Annotated in this window: 28 protein-coding genes; 9 read left to right on the top strand and 19 right to left on the bottom strand. The window is 36.8% G+C overall.

Translation table 11 applies throughout. The features are described from left to right. Window positions 1-28 precede the first annotated feature (28 nt). The 7 genes from KHA87_RS06910 to acnA all read right to left on the bottom strand — a co-directional run bounded on the left by KHA87_RS06910 (window position 29) and on the right by acnA (window position 5,528). On the bottom strand, window positions 29-328 hold the full coding sequence (locus tag KHA87_RS06910; RefSeq protein WP_213093352.1) for a hypothetical protein: 300 nt from the start codon (window positions 326-328) through the stop codon (window positions 29-31). 7 nt (window positions 329-335) lie between these two features. Continuing rightward, window positions 336-764 (bottom strand): acyl-CoA thioesterase, encoded by a 429-nt coding sequence (locus KHA87_RS06905; RefSeq protein WP_213093351.1) that lies wholly within the window; start codon window positions 762-764, stop codon window positions 336-338. Window positions 765-1,013: 249 nt separating this feature from the next. Next, window positions 1,014-1,247 (bottom strand): small acid-soluble spore protein Tlp, encoded by a 234-nt coding sequence (tlp, locus tag KHA87_RS06900; RefSeq protein WP_213093350.1) that lies wholly within the window; start codon window positions 1,245-1,247, stop codon window positions 1,014-1,016. Between the two features lie 98 nt (window positions 1,248-1,345). After that, entirely contained in the window at window positions 1,346-1,489 is a 144-nt protein-coding gene (locus KHA87_RS06895; RefSeq protein WP_213093349.1) for an acid-soluble spore protein N, read from the bottom strand. 55 nt (window positions 1,490-1,544) lie between these two features. Then, window positions 1,545-1,679, bottom strand: a complete 135-nt coding sequence (locus KHA87_RS06890; protein ID WP_213093348.1) for an FbpB family small basic protein — start codon at window positions 1,677-1,679, stop codon at window positions 1,545-1,547. 450 nt (window positions 1,680-2,129) lie between these two features. Beyond that, a complete protein-coding gene (locus KHA87_RS06885; protein ID WP_213093347.1) occupies window positions 2,130-2,708 on the bottom strand; it encodes a TlpA family protein disulfide reductase in 579 nt (192 codons plus the stop codon). Between the two features lie 108 nt (window positions 2,709-2,816). Continuing rightward, the gene (gene acnA / locus KHA87_RS06880) at window positions 2,817-5,528 is read right to left on the bottom strand and encodes an aconitate hydratase AcnA (protein WP_213093346.1); all 2,712 of its coding nucleotides are present in this window, start codon (window positions 5,526-5,528) and stop codon (window positions 2,817-2,819) included. A 378-nt stretch (window positions 5,529-5,906) separates the two neighbouring features. Here acnA and sspO point away from each other — a divergent pair, with 378 nt between their 5' ends. Further along, window positions 5,907-6,056, top strand: coding sequence for a small acid-soluble spore protein O (gene sspO, locus KHA87_RS06875; RefSeq protein ID WP_213093345.1), 150 nt, complete (start codon window positions 5,907-5,909; stop codon window positions 6,054-6,056). Window positions 6,057-6,191: 135 nt separating this feature from the next. On the opposite strand, the gene KHA87_RS06870 is transcribed toward sspO, so the two are convergent. Beyond that, window positions 6,192-6,449 (bottom strand): hypothetical protein, encoded by a 258-nt coding sequence (locus KHA87_RS06870; protein ID WP_213093344.1) that lies wholly within the window; start codon window positions 6,447-6,449, stop codon window positions 6,192-6,194. A gap of 118 nt (window positions 6,450-6,567) precedes the next feature. On the opposite strand from KHA87_RS06870, the gene KHA87_RS06865 reads away from it, so the two are divergent. Then, window positions 6,568-6,714 (top strand): small acid-soluble spore protein P, encoded by a 147-nt coding sequence (locus KHA87_RS06865; protein WP_213093343.1) that lies wholly within the window; start codon window positions 6,568-6,570, stop codon window positions 6,712-6,714. A 93-nt stretch (window positions 6,715-6,807) separates the two neighbouring features. Here KHA87_RS06865 and selA read toward each other — a convergent pair whose 3' ends face one another. Beyond that, window positions 6,808-8,220, bottom strand: a complete 1,413-nt coding sequence (gene selA, locus KHA87_RS06860; RefSeq protein ID WP_213093342.1) for an L-seryl-tRNA(Sec) selenium transferase — start codon at window positions 8,218-8,220, stop codon at window positions 6,808-6,810. A gap of 119 nt (window positions 8,221-8,339) precedes the next feature. Here selA and selD point away from each other — a divergent pair, with 119 nt between their 5' ends. Continuing rightward, window positions 8,340-9,395: a selenide, water dikinase SelD gene (gene selD / locus KHA87_RS06855; RefSeq protein WP_213093341.1), complete on the top strand. Its 1,056-nt coding sequence runs from the start codon at window positions 8,340-8,342 to the stop codon at window positions 9,393-9,395. A gap of 86 nt (window positions 9,396-9,481) precedes the next feature. On the opposite strand, the gene KHA87_RS06850 is transcribed toward selD, so the two are convergent. The 5 genes from KHA87_RS06850 to KHA87_RS06830 all read right to left on the bottom strand — a co-directional run bounded on the left by KHA87_RS06850 (window position 9,482) and on the right by KHA87_RS06830 (window position 14,423). Continuing rightward, the gene (locus KHA87_RS06850) at window positions 9,482-10,096 is read right to left on the bottom strand and encodes a lytic transglycosylase domain-containing protein (protein WP_213093340.1); all 615 of its coding nucleotides are present in this window, start codon (window positions 10,094-10,096) and stop codon (window positions 9,482-9,484) included. Window positions 10,097-10,171: 75 nt separating this feature from the next. Then, complete coding sequence (locus tag KHA87_RS06845; RefSeq protein WP_213093339.1) at window positions 10,172-11,791, bottom strand: long-chain fatty acid--CoA ligase; 1,620 nt, start codon at window positions 11,789-11,791, stop codon at window positions 10,172-10,174. Between the two features lie 329 nt (window positions 11,792-12,120). Beyond that, window positions 12,121-13,056 carry an NADP-dependent oxidoreductase gene (locus tag KHA87_RS06840; RefSeq protein ID WP_213093338.1) on the bottom strand — a complete coding sequence of 312 codons (936 nt, stop codon included), beginning with the start codon at window positions 13,054-13,056 and terminating at the stop codon, window positions 12,121-12,123. Between the two features lie 334 nt (window positions 13,057-13,390). Next, window positions 13,391-13,777 (bottom strand): helical membrane plugin domain-containing protein, encoded by a 387-nt coding sequence (locus tag KHA87_RS06835; RefSeq protein WP_213093337.1) that lies wholly within the window; start codon window positions 13,775-13,777, stop codon window positions 13,391-13,393. Between the two features lie 109 nt (window positions 13,778-13,886). Beyond that, window positions 13,887-14,423 carry a GbsR/MarR family transcriptional regulator gene (locus tag KHA87_RS06830; protein ID WP_213093336.1) on the bottom strand — a complete coding sequence of 179 codons (537 nt, stop codon included), beginning with the start codon at window positions 14,421-14,423 and terminating at the stop codon, window positions 13,887-13,889. Between the two features lie 441 nt (window positions 14,424-14,864). Between KHA87_RS06830 and KHA87_RS06825 the strand changes: the two genes are divergently transcribed. The 3 genes from KHA87_RS06825 to KHA87_RS06815 are packed head-to-tail and all read left to right on the top strand — an operon-like array spanning window position 14,865 to window position 17,846. Beyond that, window positions 14,865-16,112: a quaternary amine ABC transporter ATP-binding protein gene (locus KHA87_RS06825; RefSeq protein ID WP_213093335.1), complete on the top strand. Its 1,248-nt coding sequence runs from the start codon at window positions 14,865-14,867 to the stop codon at window positions 16,110-16,112. Between the two features lies 1 nt (window position 16,113). Next, a complete protein-coding gene (locus tag KHA87_RS06820; protein WP_213093334.1) occupies window positions 16,114-16,962 on the top strand; it encodes an ABC transporter permease in 849 nt (282 codons plus the stop codon). Further along, the gene (locus KHA87_RS06815; protein WP_213093333.1) at window positions 16,962-17,846 is read left to right on the top strand and encodes a glycine betaine ABC transporter substrate-binding protein; all 885 of its coding nucleotides are present in this window, start codon (window positions 16,962-16,964) and stop codon (window positions 17,844-17,846) included. The genes KHA87_RS06820 and KHA87_RS06815 overlap by 1 nt, the downstream gene beginning before the upstream one ends. A gap of 51 nt (window positions 17,847-17,897) precedes the next feature. On the opposite strand, the gene KHA87_RS06810 is transcribed toward KHA87_RS06815, so the two are convergent. The 3 genes from KHA87_RS06810 to KHA87_RS06800 form a co-directional block, all read right to left on the bottom strand. Next, window positions 17,898-18,104: a hypothetical protein gene (locus KHA87_RS06810; protein WP_213093332.1), complete on the bottom strand. Its 207-nt coding sequence runs from the start codon at window positions 18,102-18,104 to the stop codon at window positions 17,898-17,900. 132 nt (window positions 18,105-18,236) lie between these two features. Continuing rightward, entirely contained in the window at window positions 18,237-19,166 is a 930-nt protein-coding gene (gene glsA, locus KHA87_RS06805) for a glutaminase A (protein WP_213093331.1), read from the bottom strand. A 338-nt stretch (window positions 19,167-19,504) separates the two neighbouring features. Then, on the bottom strand, window positions 19,505-21,733 hold the full coding sequence (locus tag KHA87_RS06800) for an MMPL family transporter (protein WP_213093330.1): 2,229 nt from the start codon (window positions 21,731-21,733) through the stop codon (window positions 19,505-19,507). A 124-nt stretch (window positions 21,734-21,857) separates the two neighbouring features. Here KHA87_RS06800 and KHA87_RS06795 point away from each other — a divergent pair, with 124 nt between their 5' ends. Then, window positions 21,858-22,475 carry a TetR/AcrR family transcriptional regulator gene (locus KHA87_RS06795; RefSeq protein ID WP_213093329.1) on the top strand — a complete coding sequence of 206 codons (618 nt, stop codon included), beginning with the start codon at window positions 21,858-21,860 and terminating at the stop codon, window positions 22,473-22,475. 182 nt (window positions 22,476-22,657) lie between these two features. On the opposite strand, the gene KHA87_RS06790 is transcribed toward KHA87_RS06795, so the two are convergent. Both KHA87_RS06790 and KHA87_RS06785 read right to left on the bottom strand, forming a co-directional pair. Continuing rightward, complete coding sequence (locus KHA87_RS06790) at window positions 22,658-22,834, bottom strand: asparagine synthase (protein ID WP_213093328.1); 177 nt, start codon at window positions 22,832-22,834, stop codon at window positions 22,658-22,660. A 193-nt stretch (window positions 22,835-23,027) separates the two neighbouring features. Continuing rightward, window positions 23,028-23,456 carry a ferritin-like domain-containing protein gene (locus KHA87_RS06785; protein WP_481748351.1) on the bottom strand — a complete coding sequence of 143 codons (429 nt, stop codon included), beginning with the start codon at window positions 23,454-23,456 and terminating at the stop codon, window positions 23,028-23,030. Between the two features lie 274 nt (window positions 23,457-23,730). On the opposite strand from KHA87_RS06785, the gene KHA87_RS06780 reads away from it, so the two are divergent. Beyond that, window positions 23,731-24,213 (top strand): staygreen family protein, encoded by a 483-nt coding sequence (locus tag KHA87_RS06780; RefSeq protein ID WP_213093326.1) that lies wholly within the window; start codon window positions 23,731-23,733, stop codon window positions 24,211-24,213. 44 nt (window positions 24,214-24,257) lie between these two features. Then, window positions 24,258-24,533 (top strand): alpha/beta-type small acid-soluble spore protein, encoded by a 276-nt coding sequence (locus KHA87_RS06775; RefSeq protein WP_213093325.1) that lies wholly within the window; start codon window positions 24,258-24,260, stop codon window positions 24,531-24,533. Window position 24,534 lies beyond the last annotated feature (1 nt).

Genomic DNA, 24,534 nt, shown 5'->3' with positions numbered 1-24,534 from the left:
CGAATTATTCGAGTGGAGGCTTGTAAGGTTATAAAAATTTAATATGCTCGTCGATCACACCTTCAGATGTTAAAATTTCTTTTTGTTTTGGTCCAAGTAAATCAAAATGTGAATAGCCATCTGGACGATGGTGTATCCATTCCTTTTTGAGGTTGTAATTAGCTCCCCATTTTTGGAGTTTATATAAATCACTGCATCCAACCTTTGTAACAGATCTTGCTTCGGGAAAGCGTTCATCCAGCCAAAAATGGGTTAGAAATGCGATTTCTCCATTATCTATTGCCTTTTTCCAGTCTTTTAATTGCTTTTTCGTAATTCCAAATGCCATAGGTCATTCACATCTCGCTTCCCTTTTTGGCTTTCTCGTAAGCATCATGCCAGTCCGGGAATAATTTACGAATGGAAACAGGTCGGAAGGATTCTTTTTTTACACAGGCATGCTTGGAAATTGCCGTAACCGATAAATCTCCACTTCCAGTATAAATTTCATAACCATAAGCAACACGGATGCCATCGTACTCTTCTACCCATGTTTTTATTGTAGCTTTTTCCCCATAACGTACAGGTTTTTTATAAGAAATTTGTATATCGATGACTGGTGAAAGAATTCCCTTTGCTTCCATATCAGCGTATTTAAAGCCTAAATCCTCTATTAGCTGAGTACGACCAAGCTCCATCCAAACTAAATAATTCGCATGATATACAACACCCATTTGGTCTGTTTCTGCATATCTTACTTCAATTTCTTTTTCAGATATTTTCATGATTTCACCTCAAGTAATTTAAAACTCGTATTATCATTGTATCATGCATTTTTTTGTTCGGAAAATAATAGGGCTTGTTAGAAAAGCGCAAGTGCCTTGATCATAGGCCTATGGATGAGTGAAATTAGAAGTGCAATTTCACTTGGTGAAATTTGAAATGCAATTTCACTTGGTGAAAGAGGTTAATTTATAATCATCATTCTTATTAAAACAGGAAAGCCGGCAGTTGGCCGGCTTCATTCGTTAATACTACTTATAATTGTTTTCCTGTGCTGCCGCCTCATCCTTGATCTCGCTTCTCATCGCATCGATGCTTTCACGACGGCGTTCATTTTTTGCTTCAATATTTGCTTTTTGCTCATTATCAGCAAATTCTGCTGTAGCTTCTGCTTTTTCCATATTTTCTATCGTGTTTTGTACCATATTTTGCAGCTTTTCTACATTATCGCTACGGTCATCCGGTTTCGGTTTGTTCCATGCCATCAGCAAATTCCTCCTTGATGAAAGTAGATGTACCAAATACTCGGTACATCATTAGTGTAACTAGTTATCAAAAAAGAATTGGTGGAAATTCAAGGATACTACTCTCCTTTTGTCTGCATTACTTGTGCATGCTCTCCGGATTTATCCTGCATCTTTTTCCCTTTATTGCCTCCTGCAGAACGCGGTTGTGTGCCAATATGGTTTGGGACATAATTCTGAGGTCTTCTTTTTGGGTTACTCAAAGTAAAATTCCCTCCTTTTCTAACAGTTTTTCCAGAAATGAAGGGAATATGTGATTTATTCAGCTTTCTTTATCATCCGTTTTTGTTCTAATTTTTCTTCAATACGTTCCATTGCATCCCGATCTTTTAAAAGCTCCTGCCTATTTTCCAAAACTAAATCAACAAATGATTTTTTCATTGATTTTCTCATTATGCTTGTCTCCTTTTGGTTTATTCTTTTCCAAGGCTCTTTTCTTTAAAATGTTGTACTTTTATTATTTAAATCACATGCTGTCTTTCTTTAGCTTTCGAAAGGGCAATCCTATTGGGTAAAGATTCCCATAAGCTAAACGGTTATAACAAAGTACGAAAAGCATTAATAATTAGAAAACAGCCTTTTTCTATTATTTAGTATGGTCAGTTATTTGCATAATTATAATATTTTTTGAACATTTCTCCTTTTTAATAAAGGCTCTTTTCTTAAACTTTGTTGTTTTTTGCAGACGAAAATCTTAATAAAGACATGATCTTTATCATGAATGAATAAATTTCCTAAGAAAAGATGCCCCGAGCTAGGACTATATTAGGATTTAAAACAATATACGAAAAACAACAATCTATACGAAAATAGCCTTAATAAAAAAAACACCCTTTACAGGTGTTATTTAAACATAATTTGATTTAGCTCCTTCTCCGATAATGCTCCAATCCATTTATCAATTATCACGCCATTTTCGTCAATAAAATAAGAAGTCGGAATAGGTTGGATCATATACTCATCACTAATTACTTCTTTCTTGTCCATAATAATCGGATAGGTAATGTGATATTTCTTGATGAACTGTTTTACCTGGATTTCCGTACTTTCAATATTGATTCCGATCACTTCCACTTTATTTTGATTTTTTTTATAAAAACTCACTAGATCTGGAATTTCTGATTTGCATGGTGGACACCACGCAGCCCAAAAATTTAACAATACTTTTTTTCCTTTAAAAGCGCTAATATTGATAATATTTCCATTTAGGTCTTTTGATTTTATGATAGGGGCAGACATTCCAATCGATGGACCAGTTTTAAAAACATCCCTAGTTTGTGTTTGTTGTGTTTTTTCTTTTATATTTGAACCTACAGCTATATGATTGTTTTCTCTGGAAGTTGGATTTTTATCTTCTATGGCATGTACAACAAAAATACTCGTTAAAAAAAGAAGCAAAGTGAATGCGACGATTCTTCCCATTTTACCCTCCGATTGTATTTGATATGGGTATTTTATGTAAAGAATGTTTTTTTAGAAGATGAAAATAAAAAAACACATCTCGTTTAAAACGAGATGTGTCCTAAATTATTACGCTTGTAATTTATCGCGAAGTACCATTTGTAGAATACCACCATGACGATAGTAATCAATTTCTACTTCAGAGTCGAAGCGTACTAATACTTCGAATTGCTTTTTGTTTCCTGCTTCATCAGTAGCAGTTACAGTAAGGATGTCACGTGGTTTAACATTCTCATCCACTTGAACATCGATAACTTCTTTTCCTGTTAAGCCAAGAGTTTCAGCGTTTTCACCTTTCTTGAATTGAAGTGGAAGAACACCCATCAATACAAGGTTGGAACGGTGAATACGTTCGAAGCTTTCAGCGATAACTGTCTTGATACCAAGAAGGTTTGTACCTTTTGCTGCCCAGTCACGAGAAGATCCCATACCGTAGTCCTTACCAGCTAATACAACAAGTCCTGTTCCATCTTGCTTGTATTTCATACATGCATCATAGATAGAAGTAACTTCATTTGTTGGCCAGTAAGTAGCATAGCCACCTTCTGTTCCAGGAGCGATTTGGTTACGGATACGGATGTTAGCAAATGTACCTCGCATCATTACATCATGGTTACCACGACGAGAACCATAAGAGTTGAATTCACGTGGTTCCACACCGCGTTCACGTAAATATTTACCTGCTGGTGTATCTTTACCGATTGCACCTGCTGGTGAAATATGGTCTGTTGTAACAGAGTCGCCAAACTTCGCAATTACACGTAAGCCATTAAGTGGTTTCACTTCTTCTGGATCTGGTGATAGATTTTCAAAGAATGGTGGGTTTGCGATATAAGTTGACTCTTCATCCCAAGTATATAATGGATCATTACTTGTTTTGATTTCGTTCCAACGCTTATTATCGTTGAATACATTTTCGTATTCTTTACGGAATAATTCTGGTGTAACAGTTTCTTTTACTGCTGCATTTACTTCTTCTGTTGATGGCCAGATATCTTTCATGAATACATCGTTGCCATCTTTATCTTTTCCGATAGGATCGTTCACTAGATCGATATCAACCGTTCCTGCTAGTGCATAAGCAACAACAAGTGGTGGTGAAGCTAAGTAGTTAGCTTTCACTAATGGATGAATACGACCTTCAAAGTTACGGTTACCAGAAAGTACAGAAGTTACAAGTAAATCACTTTCAGAAATTGATTTTTCAATTTCGTCTTTTAAAGGACCAGAGTTACCGATACATGTAGTACATCCGTAACCTACTAGGTTGAATCCTAATTGATCTAAGTATGTTTGTAAACCAGAGTCTCTTAGATACCCAGTAACAACTTTAGATCCTGGTGCCAAGGAAGTTTTTACATATTTAGGTACTTCTAAGCCTTTTTCAACTGCTTTTTTCGCAACTAAACCAGCGCCAAGCATTACATAAGGGTTAGAAGTGTTTGTACAGCTGGTGATAGCGGCAATTGCAACAGCACCAGTTTTCATTGTAGCTTCTTCGCCATTATTAAACTTAACAACAGCTTCTTTATTGATTTCAGAATCTTTTAGACCGAAGCCTTGGTTACCAACTGGTGCAGTTAAAGCATCTTGGAATGCTTTTTGCATTTTGGATAAAGGAATTAAATCTTGAGGACGCTTAGGACCAGAAAGATTTGCTTCGATTTCAGAAAGATTGATTTCTACAATATCAGTGTAAACTGGCTCTTCATTTTCTGGAGTAAAGAACATATTGTTTTCTTGTAAATATTTTTCTACAAGTTTCACTTGTTCTTCTGGACGACCAGTTAGACGAAGATACTCTAGTGATTCGGCATCAACTGGGAAGAATCCACAAGTTGCACCATATTCAGGAGCCATGTTAGCAATTGTTGCACGGTCAGCTAATGGAAGTGTAGATACACCAGCACCGAAGAATTCAACAAATTTACCAACAACGCCTTTTTGACGTAATACTTGAGTTACTTTCAATGCTAAGTCAGTAGCAGTAGCACCGTTAGGCATTTCTCCAGTTAATTTAACACCGATTACTTCTGGAATTGGGAAGTATGAAGGCTGTCCAAGCATTCCTGCTTCTGCTTCGATACCACCAACACCCCAGCCAAGTACACCGATACCGTTGATCATCGTTGTATGAGAGTCAGTACCAACTAATGTATCAGGGAATGTTTCGAATTCACCTTCTGCATTTTCAATTGCATGAACAACGCTTGCTAAATACTCAAGGTTTACTTGGTGAACGATACCTGTTGCAGGCGGAACAGCACGATAGTTATCAAATGCTTTTGTAGCCCAGCTTAAAAATTGGTAACGCTCCGCATTACGTTCAAATTCGTAATCCATATTTGCTCTTAAAGCATCAGCAGTACCATATTGATCAACCTGTACAGAGTGGTCGATAACAAGATCTACTGGAATTTCTGGGTTAATTTTATCAGGGTTTCCACCTAAATCAGCCATTGCTTTACGAAGAGAAGCAAGGTCAACTACGGCTGGAACACCTGTGAAGTCTTGTAAGATAACACGAGAAGGCTTAAATGGCACTTCTGCATCCTTAACTTCTTCAGATCCCCATTTTGCTAGGTTTTCAACATGTTCTTTTGTAATAACACGGCCATCTACTTGGCGAAGAACAGATTCTAATAATACTTTTACGGAATAAGGTAAGCGTGATACTTTTGCAATACCTGCTTCTTCAAGAGCTGCAAGACGATAAAAGTTATAACGTTTCCCTTCTAATTCAAAGGATGTACGTGAATTAAATACGTCATTTTTAGCCACCTGAGATTCCCCCTTCTTTTCAAAAATACATCTTAAGTCGATTAATGGAAGAAAAGCTCGAATAGTAGTCTCTTACTTTTCACACATTAACATCTTAATACAAGATGTTACATAAGTAAATAACAAGAAAGTTATTGTTTTTCATAAGTATTACTTATCGACATAGCGTTAGCATTATTCATAATCAAATTTTGCAAGAATTTTTCATTCCAATTACTATTCTTCTGGTTAATCTCCTTTGTTATGTACAAAATAAATAGAAACTTCCATTTTTTAATGGTTAGTTATCCTTCAGGTATATAGGGAAGGTATATTCACTTGCTTTACAATAATGTACCGTTCACTTATACCAATACAAAAATAGTAGAGGTGACGATAATGGGAAAACGAAAAGCTAATCATATTATACCTGGAGCAAATGCGGCTAAATCGCAAGGAATGGGTACAGGTTATAATGAAGAGCTATCCAATGAACCTTTAACGGCTGCTCAAAAGCAAAACAATAAGAAAAAGAAGAAAAATCAATAGTTGAAAAGCGGAATTGCTTTTCCTATCCCATAGGTGCCAGAGCTAGTCATCGCCCACTTTTTAAAAAGGTAAAATAATTATTTCAAACTAAAATGCAAAAAAACTCGCGGAAATGCGAGTTTTTTTGCTGAAATATTAGATTTCATTTACTTCGTTTACAATTTGTTGAAGGTCATTTCGAAACTTTTCTAGCTGTGTTCTTTGGGTTTCGCTGGCGACTTCTAAAGCATTTTCAATTTGCTGATAGGTTTCATTTACTTCTTGTCTTAAATGTTTTAATTGTTGTCCATAGCTGGCACTATCTTTTTCTAAATTATTGTACACATCCTGTAATTGCTTTGCACCCTGTTGTGCAGCTTGAAAAGCTTGCTGTTTATCCTTATGATATGGCATCGACGTCTTCTTCCCTTTCCTTTAATCGTTCGCAGAAATAGATTGTGCAAATTATCATTTTTTATTCTGTATATTTTGTTAAAGACGGCACAATCTAGAGTACAGGAGGGATATGAAGATGACGAATAAAAATGATGGTAAGGATATGAGAAAAAATGCCGAAAAAGGACATGGCAACGGACAGCCTGAACCACTAAGCGGATCGAAAAAAGTAAAAAACCGCAACCATACAAGAGCGAAGCATAATCAACATCATGATATGTAATTAAAAAAGTTGAAACGCTTGTATATCGGCGTACGCATGAGTGAAATTTGAAGTGCCAACTTCAATTGAAGTTTGACAGGAAAGAATCCCAGGTTAACATTGACCTGGGATTCTCATTAATTGTTCTAGAACAATGTCTTCTTCTTCTTTTTGGATTGTTCTAAAATCGAATATTACCTCATCCTGATGAATTCTTGTTAATATACAGGCCTGTCCCTTTCGTAATTGCTTCGCTAGATCCTCTGCCTTCATATATTTATGTTTTATACTGAGTACATACGTTTCCAATGTAATCTCGGGTAATGATCCCCCTCCTATTTGGCTCGTATCTTCCCTAATAGTGATAGTAAAGTCTTGTGTTTCATTTGAAAGCCTCTTTTTAAAAGCTTCCGTTCTTTGTTTCATCATAGAGGAATCCATTGTAATGGAGGACAAGGCAGGGATTTTAGACAATGCCTCCCCTTTTAAATAATGCATTAAGGTCGCTTCAAGTGCAGCTATTGTCATTTTGTCTACGCGCAGTACGCGGGCAAGTTGGTGTTTTTTTAATTTATCAATATATTCCTTTTTCCCTGCAATAATACCTGCTTGCGGTCCACCAAGTAATTTGTCCCCACTGAATGATACAATATCGGCTCCAGCCTTCAGTTTACTACTAACAGTCGGTTCGTTCCCAATTCCAAAAGGACTTAAGTCCATTAATGCTCCACTGCCAAGGTCTTCGTACAGAATCAAGGACGGATGATTTTCTTTTATGGAGTAAAGTGATTTTGTATCAACCGAACTAGTAAATCCTTTTATAATAAAGTTACTAGTATGAACCTTCATAAGGATAGCGGTTTGCTCACTAATAGCATCTTCATAATCTTTGAAATGAGTTCGATTTGTCGTACCTACCTCTATTAGCTTTGCTCCAGATTCCTCCATAATGGACGAGACTCTGAACGAACCCCCAATTTCAATAAGTTCTCCTCTCGAAATAATGACCTCTTTGTCTTGTGCAAATGTATGTAAAATAAAATACACAGCTGCAGCATTATTATTGACGACTAGCGCTGCTTCTGCTCCAGTTAATGCCTTTATAATATCTTCAATATGTGTATGACGTGAACCACGTGTTCCATTTTCTATATCATATTCAAGATTGGTATAGGAAAGAGCGGTTTCCATTACATGTGCTGCTGCTTCTACGCTCAACCTGGCCCTTCCAACATTTGTATGGAGAATGGTTCCGGTTGCGTTAATTACTTTTTTTATCGAATAGCTAAATCGTTGAACAGTTGATTTCTCCATTCTTGTAAACAATTCTTGTATAAATTCCTCTGTTTTAGGGTGATGACCTCTCCATCTATTTTCAATGATTGATTGCCGTATCACCTTTATTTCATCCTTTAAAATAGAGGTTAATTGTTCATGCGGAATGTTATACTTATTTAATATATCAATAAATAAGTCTTTTTTTTGCAGTTCATGTATAGGCGGAATAGAACGAACCATTTCTACCATTTTGCTCGCTCCCCTTTTTCTTTTTAAAAACATTGTATTATTGAAAGTAATCCTATTGCAAATTTGTTTTCATGTTTGGGAAAAAGGGATAAACTAAAAAAGTATTGGAGGTGGTACGGATGAGTGAGCATGAAAAATTACGCTTGACTTCTCTTTCTACAAAAGCTGGCTGAGGCTGCAAAATTGGTCCAGAGGACCTTGCGCAAGTTTTGCGTAAATTACCGAAAACACAAAATGTACCGGAATTATTGGTTGGCAATGAGACATCAGATGACGCTGGGGTATATCAATTAACGGATGATATAGCTCTAGTTCAAACAATCGATTATTTTACCCCGATTGTAGATGATCCTTATATGTTTGGGCAAATAGCGGCGGCAAATGCCCTTAGTGACGTATTTGCTATGGGTGGCACGCCAAAAACAGCTTTAAATATTGTTGGTTATCCAATCAAGAAACTAGGTGCCGATACTTTGGCAGAAATTCTTCGAGGTGCTTCAGATAAAGTTCATGAAGCGGGTGCCATTACAATTGGCGGACACTCCATTGACGATCAGGAGCCGAAATTTGGACTATCTGTTACTGGAATTGTCCATCCGAAAAAGGTTTGGAAAAATGTTGGAGCAATGCCTGGGGATGTTTTGGTTTTAACAAAACCAATTGGTGTCGGCATAATGACTACCGGGATAAAAAGAAATGCAGTGACACGCGAGCAAGAGGAAATGGTCACTAATGTAATGGCAATGTTGAACAAAGACGCAGCGGAATGCTTGCAAATATTTGAACCGCATGCAGTTACAGATGTTACTGGTTTTGGATTGCTGGGACATGCTAGTGAAATGGCTGGCGGAAGTGATGTTACATTCGTTATAGAATACAGCAAAGTTCCGATTCTAGCTGGGACATATGAGCTAGCAAAGAACGGAGTGGTTCCGGGAGGTTCCAAATCAAACCATCAATGGTTAGCAGATGAAATTTTATATGATCCATCCTTGTCTATGGAGCAGCAGCTTATTTTATGTGATGCAGTGACATCAGGCGGCCTGCTTGTTGCAATGAACGAAGAAGATGCCCTGCAATATGTTGGCAGCCTTCATCAAATAGGCATGGCAGATGGAGCCATTATTGGTAAAGTTACAGAAAAAGATAACAAGTCTATTCAAGTAATTAAATAACCCTTTAGTATTTTTAAAAACTCCCCTATTGAGGCTGATCGCACTTCTGAAGGGGAGTTTTTTTAAGTGGTGCCTTGCACCATTTTTTAAAATTCTTGCTTATATTCCTTTACGTAATGTAAAACTTCTTTTACGTATTCATTGCTGTGATTATATGAGTATATTGCTTTTCGTAAATGTCCGCTTGAAGCTCCATTTTGGGCAAGATAGTTAGCAGCACTAAATACAGCATCATAAATATTAAAGGGATCTGCTATTCCGTCTCCATCTGCATCTACACCATATCCTCCATATTTTTGGATGATGGCTGGGTTTTCTTTATCCTTTTTGGGAATATTTCCTTTCCCCAAACCCGAACAAGTTGGATGTTTCCAGCCGACAAACGTACATGGCATTATTTGCATTGGACCTTCCGCACCCACAGGAGAAACCATTGTTTTCATGGTGGAAAAACGAGTTTCCACACGATGATGAGCAGCCAATACATACCATGGAACACCATATTTATGCTCCGCTGCCTTATATATTGGTATATATACAGCAGGTATTTCTAAATCACTTGTCTTAGATGGCTTCAGCTTTTCATTTTGATTATTTGCCCAAAAATATAGTACCATAATCGCAATTGGTATAAGTATTATAATTAATGGGGATTGTTTTTTCGTTTTTCTTTTTTTGTATAATTTTTTCTTTGCTGCCATTTTACTGTGGATGGTTTCCTTTCAATAACAAGATGATGAATATAATTTTACAATATACTCATTAAATGACAAGCATTACTCAGCATTTGCATAATAATGCTTCCATTGATCCCTCAAAGTTCTTTTTAAAAATTTCCCTACAGAGGTTTTCGGAATTTCCTCTAAGAATAGTATCTCGTCTGGAATCCACCATTTAGAAAATTGAGTCTTTAAAAATGAGTGAAGCTCTTCTTTAGAAATTTGGTTCTTATAGGCTTCCTTGAGAACAACACAGGCTAATGGACGTTCTTGCCATTTAGGGTGTGGAATGGCAATTACAGCAGCTTCAAAAACGCACTCATGTGACATTAGAGCATTTTCAAGGGCAACAGAGGAAATCCATTCTCCTCCGCTCTTTATTAAATCCTTTGTCCGATCGGTAATTCGAATATATCCGTCTTCATCCACTACCGCAATATCGCCTGTATAAAGCCAGCCATCCTTAAATGCTTCCTTTGTACGCTCATCCTTATAATATTCATCAGCAATCCATGGTCCCCTGACAATTAACTCTCCCATTGTAGCTCCATCATTCGGAACATCACCATTTTCATTCACAACGCGAATATCTAATCCGGGAACAACTAGCCCAGTTTTAGCACGTATATCGATTTTTTCATCTAACGATAAGGAATCCATCTCACTTGTAAAAGTAGATAGACTCACAATTGGGCTTGTCTCCGTCATTCCGTAGCCTGAAATAAATGGAACTTTATATTTTTCCTCAAATGCACGTATCAATCCCTTTGGAGAGGCAGCTCCTCCGCAAACTAGTAGCCTTATACTGCTAATATCATAATGATTTTCCTCTAATTCTTTTAACAAACCTATCCAAATGGTCGGGACTCCCCCGGTAATAGTTACTTTTTCTTGCTCAATGAGCTCGGCAATAATCTTAGGGGTAAATGAAGGACCTGGTAAGACTTGTTTTGTTCCATACCAGACAGATGCAAAAGGCAGTCCCCATGCATTAACATGGAACATAGGAACTACCGGCATTGCCACATCTCTTTCACAAATTCCAAGGGTATCAGCAAGTCCTATAGTAAGACTATGAAGGACAATGCCCCGATGAGTATAAACAACACCTTTTGGATTGCCGGTTGTTGCAGAAGTATAGCACATTGCGGCTGGAGTTCGCTCATCGATATCAGATGAAAATGAAAATGTAGGGTCTCCTTCTTCCAATAATTTTTCATAGGAATAGACTGGATGTAAAGTAGTTTCCGGTATTTCCTTCTCATCAGCCATAATGACGAATTTTTCTACTGAAGTTAATTGATCCTTAATATTTTCGATAAAGGGCAAGAGGTCAGGGTCAATGAGTAGTATTTTATCTTCGGCATGATTGATGACATACGATAAATGCTCTGGGGATAAGCGGATATTGACCATGTGAAGTACGGCACCGCTGCAAGGCACAGCAAAGTAAGCCTCTAAATGCCTGTGATGGTTCCAAGCAAATGTACCAATTCTATCACCCTTATTCATTCCTATTTTGGATAAGGCACTTGCTAATCTTCTCGTTCTTTCCCCTATTTCCTTGTAAGTAAATCTGTGAATACCGGATAATGTTCTGGATACGACTTCTTTTCGCGGAAAATATTTCTCTGCTCGTTCGATCATGGAGGTTAATAGTAGTGGTGTGTCCATCATTTTTTCATTCCCCCTCAATTTATGCATTCACAACTTTTTTCAAGTGCATATAGCTTTAGTTGCTGTCCTTACAAGAAGCCACGGTCTCATTCCTCACTAATTTTAGTAAAGCTTACGTGGCCGACGTTGAAAAATAAAACTTCCATTTTGTCTCCGCAATAGACTAGAGCTAAGGCAATTGTTCTATTTCTATTTGAAGGTACTAAGATGGTTATATTCATTCATTTCGACCTATAGACCAAAATACCTGCACGAAATATCGAAATGTATAAAATTTTCAGAACAATAAAGTGTATAGAAATACGCTTGGAAGTCTCCAAGCGTATGTATTATTCGAAGCTAATGACAATTTTACCTTTTGCATGATGGCTTTCACTAAGGGCATGCGCCTCTTTCATTCCTTGTTCGGAGAAAGGAAAGACATGTCCAACAATTGCTTTTAGTTTCCCATTTTGAAGTAAAGCACCCAGCTGCTCAAGTTGTTTCCCGTTCGGTGTAAGCCAAACATGGCTGGCAGTCACGCCAAATTCATTCGCTTTGTCTTGATCCGGCGCACTTACAATTGTTACTAATCGTCCGCCATCTTTTAGTACTTGATAACTTTTGGTTTGGATCTCTCCTCCCATTGTATCGAATACAACATCATAATCGTGTAATACTTCTTCAAAATTAGTCGTTTTATAATCAATTACTTCATCCGCACCAAGCTCTTTTAAAAAGGCATGATTCTTTTCACTTGCTGTTGTGGTCACATAAGCACCCTTTTCCCTCGCTAGCTGTATAGCTAAGCTGCCAACGCCGCCTGCTCCGGCATGAATAAGCACCTTTTCACCTTTTTCTAAATGTGCTGTATCAAATAATGCTTGCCAGGCCGTAAGCCCCGCCAACGGTATGGATGCTGTTTCCTCAAAACGGATGTTTTCCGGTTTCTTTGCTAATAAATCCTCATCAATCGCAACATATTCTGCATATGTACCGAAACGGGTTGTTGCTGGGCGCGAAAAAATAGCATCTCCAACTTGAAAGCCTTTCACATCATTCCCCACTTCTTTGATAACTCCTGCTGCATCCCAGCCTAAAACAATCGGAAATTCGAATGGCATCATTTGTTTTAAATAACCTTCTCTTACCTTCCAATCGATTGGATTAATGGATGTAGCTTTCATTTCAACTAAAACCTGTTTATCGTTTATTTTTGGTTTAGGAACATCCATTTCCTTTAGCTGTTCTCTATCTCCATATTCCTCAATTACAATTGCCTTCATGTTATGTACCTCCTCTTTTACAATCTCAAGTATAAATATTTGTAATAAGACGGCAAGATATATGCTCTATTATGTAATTTATACAAAAACATGTAATCATATTAAAATTAGTATGCTTAATAATAGGCTCTATTTTTTATGCGTCTTTTTATGAAGAAGATACTAGAAACCACCTAATCCTTGGTAATGAAGAATAAACATTTTAAGAATAGATGCGCAAGCTAAGATGATTCTAGGATTAATAACAATTTATGAAAAACAACAATCTATGCAAAAAACGGACAATTGTATGGGAATAAAAAAGAAGAGCTGTTATTTCCAGCCCTTCCTTAGGTTATTTCATTGATCTTCCCATACCTCTTAAAAAGTGAACAAGAAAGTTTACTGCACGATTAATATCAGGATCCTTTATATACTTCATTAACTGAAAGGCATTAATATCCTTCCTTGTGTCTATGTTGGCTGAACCCTCTTCGATTCCTTTTTTGATTCCATTAATTAATTGATGGATATCTTTCCTATTTAGTTCCGTTAATCGATTGGAATGCTTCGTCATGGAATGATTGACTAAAGTTAGAAGATTATATTCTTGTAGTTGCTTTACAAGATTCATAAGCTCATAAACATTTTCTTTATTATTTTCTAAAAATAATTGGAAATCATCCGTTAAATTTTTCTCTTCTATTGGGATGGGATTTGAATTACCGATTGTTTGCTTCATAAACAAAACCTCCAACAATGGATTCACTCTTTATTGGTATGAAACAGATGATGATTTCATGCAAATAAAAAAATAGGTCCAACATGCAGTTGAACCTAATTTAACATTTTTATTCATTCTTTTTTGGTACAAAATTAAAAATTTCCTGGCTTTCAAACGTATCGACTAAACGATTCAGCCATTCGTAATATTCCATAGTATATTCTAGTTTTTCGATATCTCCCTTAATTATTTCCTTTGTATCCATTTCTACGTTCTCATTTTCTAACATTTCCTGAAGTTCTTTGATGGATTTTGAAATATTATTTGTATTCATGGAAATGGCGCTTCTCCATTTGACCGAAAAAAGATCCATAAAATTCTGATACCAGTCCCCTTCCACCATATATAGATCTTTCCGAACTCCTTTTTTCCAAACTTTATCCACCATTTTTAATTCCAATAAAGCTCTAACGGACGTACTCATGCTTGTCTTGCTCATTCCGAGCTCCTCTTTCATTTCATCTAATGTTAATGGTTCATGATGAAAAAACATCATGCCATACAGTCTTCCAATAGAGGGAGCAATGCCGTAAAGGTTCATATTTTGTGCAATTGACTCGATGACCCGTTCTCTTATTTTTTCAAGCTGTTCCTTCGCATTCATCGAAATTCACATCCTAATCATAAAGGGCTGTTTTTATAACCATTGTTAAAATATTTAAGCAGATTTTACTTGCTGCTTTTATATTTATTTTTTCATCCTCATCTAGACTTTGTTTAGTTACATCTTTTATTTAAAAGTTATTTTCCATAACCTAAATAAGATATTTATAAGGCTTTTGTTTTATAAAAGCAACAAAGTTTAAGAAAAGAGCCTGAATAAAATCCTCTTTTAATAATCTATCTGTTTCATCTTGGATTGTAAAGGGTACTAATATAGAAGGATTCAAGAGGAAATGGAAGGAAAAAGGAGGATAAAGTTAATCAACTCTGTACAGTTTTTACTTTATGAACTGAACAAACGGAATATAGGGGAATTTGGAGTTTGAGTCTTCCCTGCTTTTATCTATACAATTAAATGGTGGCAACTAAGAGGGGTGATTGGATGATAGAAGAAAACAAAAAAATAAAAGTAAGTGTAAGTAATGTCACAAAAATATTTGGAAAACATACAAAAAAAGCGTCCCAACTACTATCAAACGGAAAATCAAAACAAGAAATCCTAAAATTAACCGGTGCCACAATAGGAGTAAATCACGCTAATTTTGAGGTTTTTGAAGGTGAAATTTTTGTTATTATGGGTCTTTCCGGAAGTGGAAAATCTACACTGGTGCGAATGTTAAATCGATTAATAGAGCCTACCTATGGCGAAATTCTCATTGATAACGAAAATATCACTTCGATGACAAAGGAACAGCTTCGTAATGTCCGTAGAAAAAAAATCAGTATGGTGTTTCAAAAATTTGCATTATTACCTCACCGAACCATTCTCCAAAATACTGAATATGGATTAGAAATTCAAGGTATCAATAAACAAACAAGAAAAGAAAAAGCGCTGCAGTCTTTAAAACTAGTTGGTTTAGAAGGCTATGAGGATCAATATCCTGATCAATTAAGCGGTGGGATGCAGCAGCGGGTCGGCTTGGCAAGAGCATTAGCAAATGATCCTGATATTTTATTAATGGATGAAGCTTTTAGTGCATTGGATCCGCTTATTAGAAAAGAGATGCAGGATCAATTATTGGAATTGCATCATTCGATGGGCAAAACGATTATCTTTATAACTCATGATCTTGATGAAGCTCTGCGTATCGGGGACCGAATTGCCTTAATGAAAGACGGGAATATTGTGCAAATAGGTACACCAGAAGAAATATTAATGCGTCCTTCTAATGAATATGTTGAAAGATTCGTAGAGGATGTCGATTTTTCTAAAGTGTTAACTGCTGGACATATTATGAAACGTGCTGAGACGGTTCAGGTGGAAAAAGGTCCAAGGGTTGCCTTAGCATTGATGAAGAATCTAGGAATTTCTTCTATATATGTGGTAGATAAACAAAATCGGTTATTAGGTGCAGTGACCGCGCAAAGCGCAAAAGAAGCTGTTGAAAATGGGATATCTCTTCAGGAAGTATTAATTAGAGAAATTTCGACTGTACCAAGTGAAACCTTACTGACAGATCTCTTTGAAATTGTTTCTACAGCTAATATCCCTGTAGCAGTAGTAGATGAGAGTCAAAGAATGCGAGGTATTGTCATTCGAGGTGCATTAATTGGTGCGCTTGCGGGAAATGAAACATATATTCATGAATCTGAAATCTTAGAACCTTCTTCATTGAAGGAGGTGAATTAAGATGGATAAATGGATCCCTAGAATTCCTCTAGCTGATTGGATTGATCACTTTGTCGACTGGCTAACCTCTACCTTTGGAGGACTGTTTGACGGGGTCACTTCTGTTGTTGAAAATTCAGTAGATGGAATGGTAAAGGTATTAGCTCTTTTACCACCTATTATTCTAGCTATTATTATCGGGTTGCTTGCTTTATGGTTGACCAAAAAAAGCATTGCGATTTTTACTTTTATTGGCTTCCTAATGATAGATTATCTTGGATATTGGGATGCAATGCTTAACACATTGGCTCTTGTCTTAACTTCGGTTATTATTTCCATTGTCGTGGGAATACCACTTGGAATATGGTCCTCCCAAAAAGAAATGGTTCGCAAAATCGTAACACCCGTTCTTGATTTTATGCAAACAATGCCAGCTTTTGTGTACCTTTTACCTGCTATTTTCTTTTTTAATATAGGAGTGGTACCAGGTGTTGTTGCATCGGTTATTTTTGCGATGCCGCCAACCATTAGACTCACCATTTTAGGAATCAAACAAGTTCCTGCGGATATCATTGAGGCAACGGAAAGCTTTGGTTCTACAACCTCACAAAGATTAATAAAGGTTCAGCTGCCGCTCGCCATGCCGACTATTATGGCAGGCATTAACCAAAGCATTATGCTTGCTCTTTCCATGGTTGTTATCGCGTCTATGGTAGGTGCACCGGGGTTAGGAGAAGAAGTATATCGGGCAGTAACACAATTAAAAATTGGTGTCGGCGTTGAAGCCGGTATTGCGATTGTCATAGTAGCCATCGTTTTAGATAGAATTACCCAAAACGCTGGCAAGAGAAATAAAAGGGGGAATATTTAATGTGGAAAAAAATAATTGGTGTTGTATCCATAGCTGCACTTTCTTTCAGTCTTGCAGCATGCGGGAGTAACAAAGCAAGTTCAGATAATTCTTCCGTTGCTAATAGTGTTAACCATAAAATAATCGGCATCGATCCAGGTGCAGGCATTATGCAAGCAACAGATAATGCTATTAAGGACTATAAATTAGATAAATGGCAGCTTGTTTCTGGCTCAAGTGCTGCTATGACTGCGGCATTAAAGAAGGCGTATGATAAAAAAGAACCTATTATTATCACCGGCTGGAACCCACATTGGATGTTTGCAAAATATGATTTGAAGTATTTGAAAGATCCTAAAGGGGTGTATGGAGGTGCAGAAGAAATTCATACCATTGCCAGAAAGGGCTTGGATAAAGATCTTCCAGATGCATACAAAATTCTAAGCAATTTCAAGTGGTCTGAGGATGATATGGGGAAAGTTATGTTGGATATACAAGAAGGTACCAAACCAGACGATGCTGCAGCTAAATGGGTAAAAGACAATGCCGATAAGGTAGCGGAATGGACAGATGGTACGAATGAGGTTAAGGGCAAGAAAATTAAGCTTGTATATGTTGCTTGGGATAGTGAGATTGCTAGTACGAATGTCATTGCAAAGGTGCTTGAGGATCAAGGATATAATGTTACGTTGACGCAAGTAGAAGCTGGTCCAATGTGGACTGCAATTGCGGATGGCAGTGCAGATGCTTCCCTATCTGCATGGCTTCCTCTAACACATCAAACATATTCCAAAAAATATAATGGCAAATTTGATGATATTGGAACAAGTATGACTGGTGTGAAAATCGGATTAGTTGTTCCTAAATATATGAAAATCGATTCCATCGAGGACTTGAAAAAATAAATGCATGTATGATAAGGAAAAGAAGAGTCTCTAATTTTAGAGGCTCTTTCCCTATTCAATATCCACTAACCAGCATTCGAGCTCAAGATCGTAATAAGGATCAGATTTCGCTTGCATCCATGTATTGCCGAATTCATCCAATACCTCTTCCCCATTCTGCTCAAACATCTTAAAGTTGTCCCCTTTTTGTAGCTGACAAAAATCAATTTCCACCCATTCACGATTTCTTATAACAACCGTTTTTCTGAAATGGTTCACGTGTCATCCCCTCTGTACATGATATGTAGTCTCTTTTACATTTAATGCAAAATCACAAAAAAACGACTATGTATTTATCACTCATACTGTTAAATTGTGTTTTGTCCTACTGTCCAGAGCGAGAAAAAATCACTAAAACATGCTTAAGGAATATTTTTTCGATAGTTTCTCCAAAAGCTTTACTCCAGCAATACTGTTCCCCTTTTCATCCAAGGAGGGTCCGTATAATCCAATCCCACATTTTCCTGGTACCGCACCCATAATCCCCCCTGATACACCGCTTTTTGCAGGAATTCCTACTTTAATAGCAAATTCACCGGATGCATTGTACATGCCGCAAGTGACCATAAATGTCTTGCAGATGCGAGCGATTTCATGTGGAATAATTTGTTTTTGGGTGGACATTTCTACTCCGCCCATCGCTAATACACAGCCAATTTTCGCTAGATCCAAACAGCTCACCTCGATGGCACACTGTTTCGTGTAAAGATCGATTAGATCCTCTATATTTTCTTCAATAATATGATGCTGTCTTAAAAAATAACAGAGAGACCGATTTAAGTCAGCGGTCTTGAATTCGGAGCTTGCAACCTCTTCATTTACTTGGATTTGATCATTTTGGGTAATTTCTTGAATAAATGCAAGCAATCTATTAAGTCGTTCCTCCACATTTTCGCCCTTAATCATATGCGTAACAGCTAAGGCACCTGCATTGATCATTGGATTTAACGGTTTGGAAGGTTTGCTGGTTTCTAATTTTGCAATAGAATTAAATGGGTCACCGGTAGGCTCTTGTCCTACTCTGGAAAAAACGTAATCCACTCCCCTATCCATGAGTGCGAGTGCTAAACTCAATACTTTAGAGATGCTTTGCAATGTCATCGTTTGGTGACAATCCCCTGCTGAAAATCCGCGTCCATCCGGATAATAAATGGAAATGGACAAATCGCTTCTCTTTGCTTTTTGGAGTGCAGGAATATAGTCGGCGACCTCTCCACCATCCGTATATTTTTTACATTCATCTATTAAAAGCTGTAGTTCTTCTCTAGTTTCACAATTCATTTGTATCACCTTCGTCTTTAGAGTCCCAAAACGTATTGTCTTTTATTTTTGTCTGAAAATCAAGATGATATTTTAATAAAAGTAGTTTTTCGTATCGAGATTCTACACTCAATGGAATATTCCATAAAAGAAAAACAACCGAAGGATATTTTACTATTATCCTTTGGTTGTTATGTCTTAAATGATAATTATTATGATTAGTCTCTTTCTTTAAATCCTGTTGCTTTATAGTTAAAAACCCTTTAAATGGACAAATAACATTTGTAAGAATAGATGCTTCGAGCTTATTCTATATTAGGATTTTTAACATTATACAAAACAGCCTTTAATTATATGGGTTACTTGGACATTTGATGTAAGGTTTCTTTTTTCCAAAGTTTACCTGGCCAAAATGCGAATCTGCCAAGTACGGTAGTAATTGCAGGAACAAGAAGTGGTCGAACAATGAATGTATCTAATAGCACTCCTACAGCTGTTACAATACCAAATTGCACTAAAACTTGGATTGGTAAGGTAGCCAAAACAGCAAATGTTCCTGCTAAGATAAGACCTGCAGATGTAATAACACTTCCCGTATGGACTACTCCTCCTGAAACTGCATCAAGATGAGGCTGTGTTCGTTTATTCTTCCATATTTCCGATACCATAAAAATATTATAATCTTCACCCAATGCAACAAGGAATACAAAGGCATATAAAGGAATGGCTCCTGAAATAGCAGAAGTTCCCAACCCCATGTGAAGAATAATCCAACCCGCACCAAGCGCAGAAAAGAAGGATAGAACCACGGTTAAAATCAAATAAATCATTGCAATGATAGAACGTAAATATAGCAGAAGCAATAAAGAAATAATACAAATCATAATAGGGATAATAACGGATTCATCCCGTTCTGTAGTCATTTTTGTATCATATAAAGCAGCTGTCTCGCCGCCAATCCAAAAATGCTTTTCAGTATTCTCTATTCCCTCTTTCGTTAATATTTTCTTTAGATTACTTCTTAGCTCCGGAATTCGACTTAGAGCTTTACTAGAATAAGGATTCTCAGCCAAGGACACCTCGAACAATTGAAATTGATGATGAAATTTTCCTTCCCTCTGCTGGGTTACTCCTGTTATAAACGGAAGTTGTTCCAATTCCTCTTTTAAAGATATGTTTTTTCCTGTTGTATCAATAACAATTTTTACGGGTGCCAATTCTCCAGGAGAAAAATGATCAGAGATCAATTTAAATCCTTCCCGAGAAGGCATATCTTTAGGAAAAGACTCCAATAAATCGTAGGTATATTGAATACGCGGAACAATGGAAGCCAATCCTCCAAGAAGTATAAGCGTTGAAATAATAACTGTCCACGGACGTCGTGTTACTACCCATCCAAGTTTCTTACTAAAGAGTCCTTGTGATTTTCTTATTTTTATAGATTTCCCTTTCTTCTTCGCCAATTCCTCTGTCATATCGGTTGTTCTTGGGATGAACGGGAAAAATGCCACTCTTCCAAATATAGCAAGCAAAGCGGGAAAAAGTGTCAGAGCTGCAATCCCCATTATTAGCACTGCGAGACTAAATGGAACGGCAAATCGATGGAATGAACCGTAATGAGCAAACAATAATGTTCCTAGCCCTATCACGACAGTAAGGGCACTCATTGAAATAGCACCGCCTGATTCTTTAACCGCCAGATGTAAGGCCCTGAATTTATTTTCCTCATGAAGTAAGAATTCACGATACCTGGAGATGAGAAATAGACAATAATCCGTTCCAGCTCCGAACAATAAGACAGTCATGATGGAGACACCTTGCGCATCTGCTGTAATCCAGCCCTGGTCGGCCAAAAAGCCAAGCGTTGGACTAATAATCCCATATGCAAATCCCACCACAATTAAAGGTAAAATGGCCATAAGTGGTGAACGATAGAGAATAATCAATAAAACTAATACCAGAAGTACTGTAGCAATCAATAATTTAACATCTGCTTGACTAAATAAACTGACGGCATCCGTTTGAATGCCAACCGGGCCAGATAAACGTACATGTAAACCAGAATCTGACACCTTTCGATTAATTGGATTTTCATCCATTGTACTATTAACGATTTCCTTTAGTTCATCCATATTGTTTTGGAGAATTTCTATTCCGGCATTTTTATCAAAAAATACAGGGGTTACAATTGTCGTACCATCTTTTGATACGCTTTGCTCAAGGGCTGGTTGTGGGATCGTATCAAACGGTGGTAATGTCGCTTGTTTTGCTAATGGCCGTTCTTTTAGTTTCTTAAAGACATTTTGTATTGCTGTAATGTCTTGATTATCTAGCTTGTTATTGTTGTACCAAACGATTAATACGGGATTGCCCGCATCGTTAGGAAATTCCTTTTTGATTAGTTTCTCCGCTTGCTGCGACATTGCCGAATTTGGAAGGTCTGGTGCGGAATCATCCTCAAGAGAGTTGATGGCCGGCCAAGTGAAAGATAACACTAGTGTAAGTGCTACCCAAATTAGAAGAGTAATCCAACGGGTCTTAGGTCCTCCAACCATTGTGCCCCACAAATGCAAAGGATGCTTTTTCATATTTACCCACCTTTATATTTATTTTGATTATAATTAATTATATATACTGGTAGGTTAATTATTCAAGTGGAATGTTTAAAATATGATATAATTATTGTGATACTAGTTGTTAGGAGAGAAGGACATGCAACGGGAAAATCGACCACTTGGAAGACCAAAACAAGAGCATCAAGAGAAGCCTACTAAAAATGTCATTTTAGATGTAGCTACTCAACTGTTTCTCAATAAAAGCTATCAAGTAGTCTCCATGGATGATGTTGCCATAGAATGTGGTGTAACAAAAGCAACCGTGTATTATTATTATAAATCGAAAGCAGAACTTTTTACGGACGCAATGGTGCAAATGATGCTGCGAATCAAAGATCGTATTTTTGGCATTCTTTCAACAGACAAACCGCTAAGAGACCGATTATTTGAATTTGCCAAGGCGCATTTACAAGCAACTGTTGATATTGATATTAATGGATTTATGAAGGAAGCAAAAGCATCTCTATCAGAAGAACAATTACTGCAGATGAAACACGCTGAAGAAAAAATGTATGAAATACTAGAGAAGGCATTAATTTCCGCAATGGAAAAAGGTGAAATTCCTCAGGGACATCCGCGATTAGGTGCCCACGCTTTTGTGGCTTTACTAAAAGTAGGAAATTATAGGGATGTTAATCAAAAACCTATTTTTGGCTCTTTAGATGAAATGACAGAACAAATTGTTGATTTTTATTGGAATGGACTAGGAAATTAATATTCCCCGTGGCCATGCATTTACATGGCTTGATAAAATGGGATTCTGTCCACTATAGATTACTTCAACTAGATCGGATCAAATATACAATTTAACTTCGGTGTTAGTTACGTCTATGGCGATTCATTTTAATTGAAAATACCGTTTTAAAGGAAGGGCAGACGCCCTTCCTTTACGAATCCTTAGCGTTGATGCTCGACTAAATCGATTGCCCCTAATACTACATGAGCCAAACCAAAACCAATAATCGAGCCTGTGATTAACGGTTTCATGTTTCTATTGTTCTGTAAAATCACTCCTGTGGTTGTTACAGCTGTTCCAAGTACTGTAGGGATTAACCCCTCGCGTACGTTAACCATAAAAACACTCCTTCCGTAATCTGCTAAGATTCTAATTTATCTTTTGTAATGGTAGTTAGATTAATACAGAAATGTTTGAATGTGCTTTTCCATTAAATGTTTGAAAGAGTAGGCTTATTTTTTTATAAGACTCTTTTCATAAATTCTGTTGCTTTTAAGAAAAAAACGCCTTGTAATAGAGGAAATTCAGTCTTTATTCATTTTCTTTCCGACTTGTGTGTGTATTCGCACAGTAATTTTGATTACTCTGAATAAGTAGTTGCTGTAAATAATGTACATGTTCTCTGTCTTTATCTAATATCTCTGCGATTAATAGCTGACTTTCATGATCTAAATCCCCTCTTACGATATCTTCGGATATTCGAATTCCATAATAGCTTTCTCCTTTTAATGCACTCTCAATTATTCCAACTGCGGTTTTTGGAATCATAAATTGACTAAGGAAACTTTCCACTGATTGAATGAATCCTTCATCATCAACCGGCTTTCCTCCCAAGTTTTGAATTCTTTCTGCAATTTTTAAAGCGTGGTTTTTATGTTCTTGTTGGATCCTTTGAAATTCCCTTTTTAAGTCTTGGTCGGTTAATTTTTGAATATGATATTCATATGCATGGATTCCCATATATTGTCCTTTTAAAAATTCATTTAATGTTTGCACTACATCATTTCCTGCCAATACTAACTACGCCTCCTTTATGTATCTATTTTTTTAGTGCTTTATCAACTTAATATTGCTTATCGTTATAATCTATATGTATTCCTTTTAGTACATCTTTTTTAATAAGTTTCACCATATTTACTAACATTAGCATCTGATTCTAGTGCACATAAAGCCCATTATCTTTTTATTCATATGATTCCATATAGTTATTTTCATACGGAAAGAAGTGATGATAATGACAAATTTTAATAAAGACAAGTTACATACTACATTTATGCCATCTACCACTGAATGTACCCCAGTTAAACATCGAAAATATACCTTGACACATTCTGACACTACAGGCCAATTATTTTTAAGTATCGGCAACCAATATAACCTTCCTGCCATTAACTTCAAAACCCGGGATGAAGTTTTAGCAGAATGGATCCAGCATAAGGAGGAATTGCATCTTTGGGGTAAAGTGTACGTTAGCCGAGGTGAATTTGATGTACAAACCTCAAAAAAACGCTTCTTGATTTTTCAAAGAGAGCTTACGCTTGCCTTAACCGCTATTTTCTACGGAGATCGAAAATTATTCAATTGCTATCCTCGGCTGCTTGATTCTCCTATCTATATCCAATTCGACTCCATTTATCCAAAATATAATCAAATGCTTTATTATGGTACCCCTCGTCCATATTTAGATTCCATTTTTTTTTCGGATGTTACTAAATGAAATGGAATTGCTGGGATAAACTAAGGAAAAGGAGGGATTGAAGCATGGGAAGAAGAAACAGACAAACACTTGTTCCGGGGGTTCGCCGAGCATTGGATGAATTTAAAGGAGAGGTAATGGCAAAACAAGGATATAAGGTCGATCCGCAAGATCCAAACAATGTTAAATATGAAGTTGCCCGTGAACAAGGTATACCATTAAAAAAAGGCTATAATGGCAGCTTATCTTCTGAGGAAGCCGGTAAAGTTGGAGGGCCTATTGGTGGCAATATGGTAAAGGAAATGATCAGAATGGCACAGGAACAATTAAAAAACAAATAGT

Source organism: Bacillus sp. FJAT-49736 (genome assembly GCF_018343615.1).
Classification (GTDB): Bacteria; Bacillota; Bacilli; order Bacillales; family Bacillaceae_C; genus Margalitia.
The sequence above is the reverse complement of the archived record's forward strand: the minus strand, read 5'-3'. Positions and strand labels throughout refer to the sequence as shown.

Coding starts and splice junctions, on each gene's coding strand:
- KHA87_RS06910 (WP_213093352.1), bottom strand. CDS start 328: ATGGCATTTGGAATTACGAAAAAGCAATTAAAAGACTGGAAAAAGGCA.
- KHA87_RS06905 (WP_213093351.1), bottom strand. CDS start 764: ATGAAAATATCTGAAAAAGAAATTGAAGTAAGATATGCAGAAACAGAC.
- tlp (WP_213093350.1), bottom strand. CDS start 1,247: ATGGCATGGAACAAACCGAAACCGGATGACCGTAGCGATAATGTAGAA.
- KHA87_RS06890 (WP_213093348.1), bottom strand. CDS start 1,679: ATGAGAAAATCAATGAAAAAATCATTTGTTGATTTAGTTTTGGAAAAT.
- KHA87_RS06885 (WP_213093347.1), bottom strand. CDS start 2,708: ATGGGAAGAATCGTCGCATTCACTTTGCTTCTTTTTTTAACGAGTATT.
- sspO (WP_213093345.1), top strand. CDS start 5,907: ATGGGAAAACGAAAAGCTAATCATATTATACCTGGAGCAAATGCGGCT.
- KHA87_RS06870 (WP_213093344.1), bottom strand. CDS start 6,449: ATGCCATATCATAAGGATAAACAGCAAGCTTTTCAAGCTGCACAACAG.
- KHA87_RS06865 (WP_213093343.1), top strand. CDS start 6,568: ATGACGAATAAAAATGATGGTAAGGATATGAGAAAAAATGCCGAAAAA.
- selA (WP_213093342.1), bottom strand. CDS start 8,220: ATGGTAGAAATGGTTCGTTCTATTCCGCCTATACATGAACTGCAAAAA.
- KHA87_RS06850 (WP_213093340.1), bottom strand. CDS start 10,096: ATGGCAGCAAAGAAAAAATTATACAAAAAAAGAAAAACGAAAAAACAA.
- KHA87_RS06845 (WP_213093339.1), bottom strand. CDS start 11,791: ATGATGGACACACCACTACTATTAACCTCCATGATCGAACGAGCAGAG.
- KHA87_RS06840 (WP_213093338.1), bottom strand. CDS start 13,056: ATGAAGGCAATTGTAATTGAGGAATATGGAGATAGAGAACAGCTAAAG.
- KHA87_RS06835 (WP_213093337.1), bottom strand. CDS start 13,777: ATGAAGCAAACAATCGGTAATTCAAATCCCATCCCAATAGAAGAGAAA.
- KHA87_RS06830 (WP_213093336.1), bottom strand. CDS start 14,423: ATGAATGCGAAGGAACAGCTTGAAAAAATAAGAGAACGGGTCATCGAG.
- KHA87_RS06825 (WP_213093335.1), top strand. CDS start 14,865: ATGATAGAAGAAAACAAAAAAATAAAAGTAAGTGTAAGTAATGTCACA.
- KHA87_RS06820 (WP_213093334.1), top strand. CDS start 16,114: ATGGATAAATGGATCCCTAGAATTCCTCTAGCTGATTGGATTGATCAC.
- KHA87_RS06815 (WP_213093333.1), top strand. CDS start 16,962: ATGTGGAAAAAAATAATTGGTGTTGTATCCATAGCTGCACTTTCTTTC.
- glsA (WP_213093331.1), bottom strand. CDS start 19,166: ATGAATTGTGAAACTAGAGAAGAACTACAGCTTTTAATAGATGAATGT.
- KHA87_RS06800 (WP_213093330.1), bottom strand. CDS start 21,733: ATGAAAAAGCATCCTTTGCATTTGTGGGGCACAATGGTTGGAGGACCT.
- KHA87_RS06795 (WP_213093329.1), top strand. CDS start 21,858: ATGCAACGGGAAAATCGACCACTTGGAAGACCAAAACAAGAGCATCAA.
- KHA87_RS06790 (WP_213093328.1), bottom strand. CDS start 22,834: ATGGTTAACGTACGCGAGGGGTTAATCCCTACAGTACTTGGAACAGCT.
- KHA87_RS06785 (WP_481748351.1), bottom strand. CDS start 23,456: ATGGGAATCCATGCATATGAATATCATATTCAAAAATTAACCGACCAA.
- KHA87_RS06780 (WP_213093326.1), top strand. CDS start 23,731: ATGACAAATTTTAATAAAGACAAGTTACATACTACATTTATGCCATCT.
- KHA87_RS06775 (WP_213093325.1), top strand. CDS start 24,258: ATGGGAAGAAGAAACAGACAAACACTTGTTCCGGGGGTTCGCCGAGCA.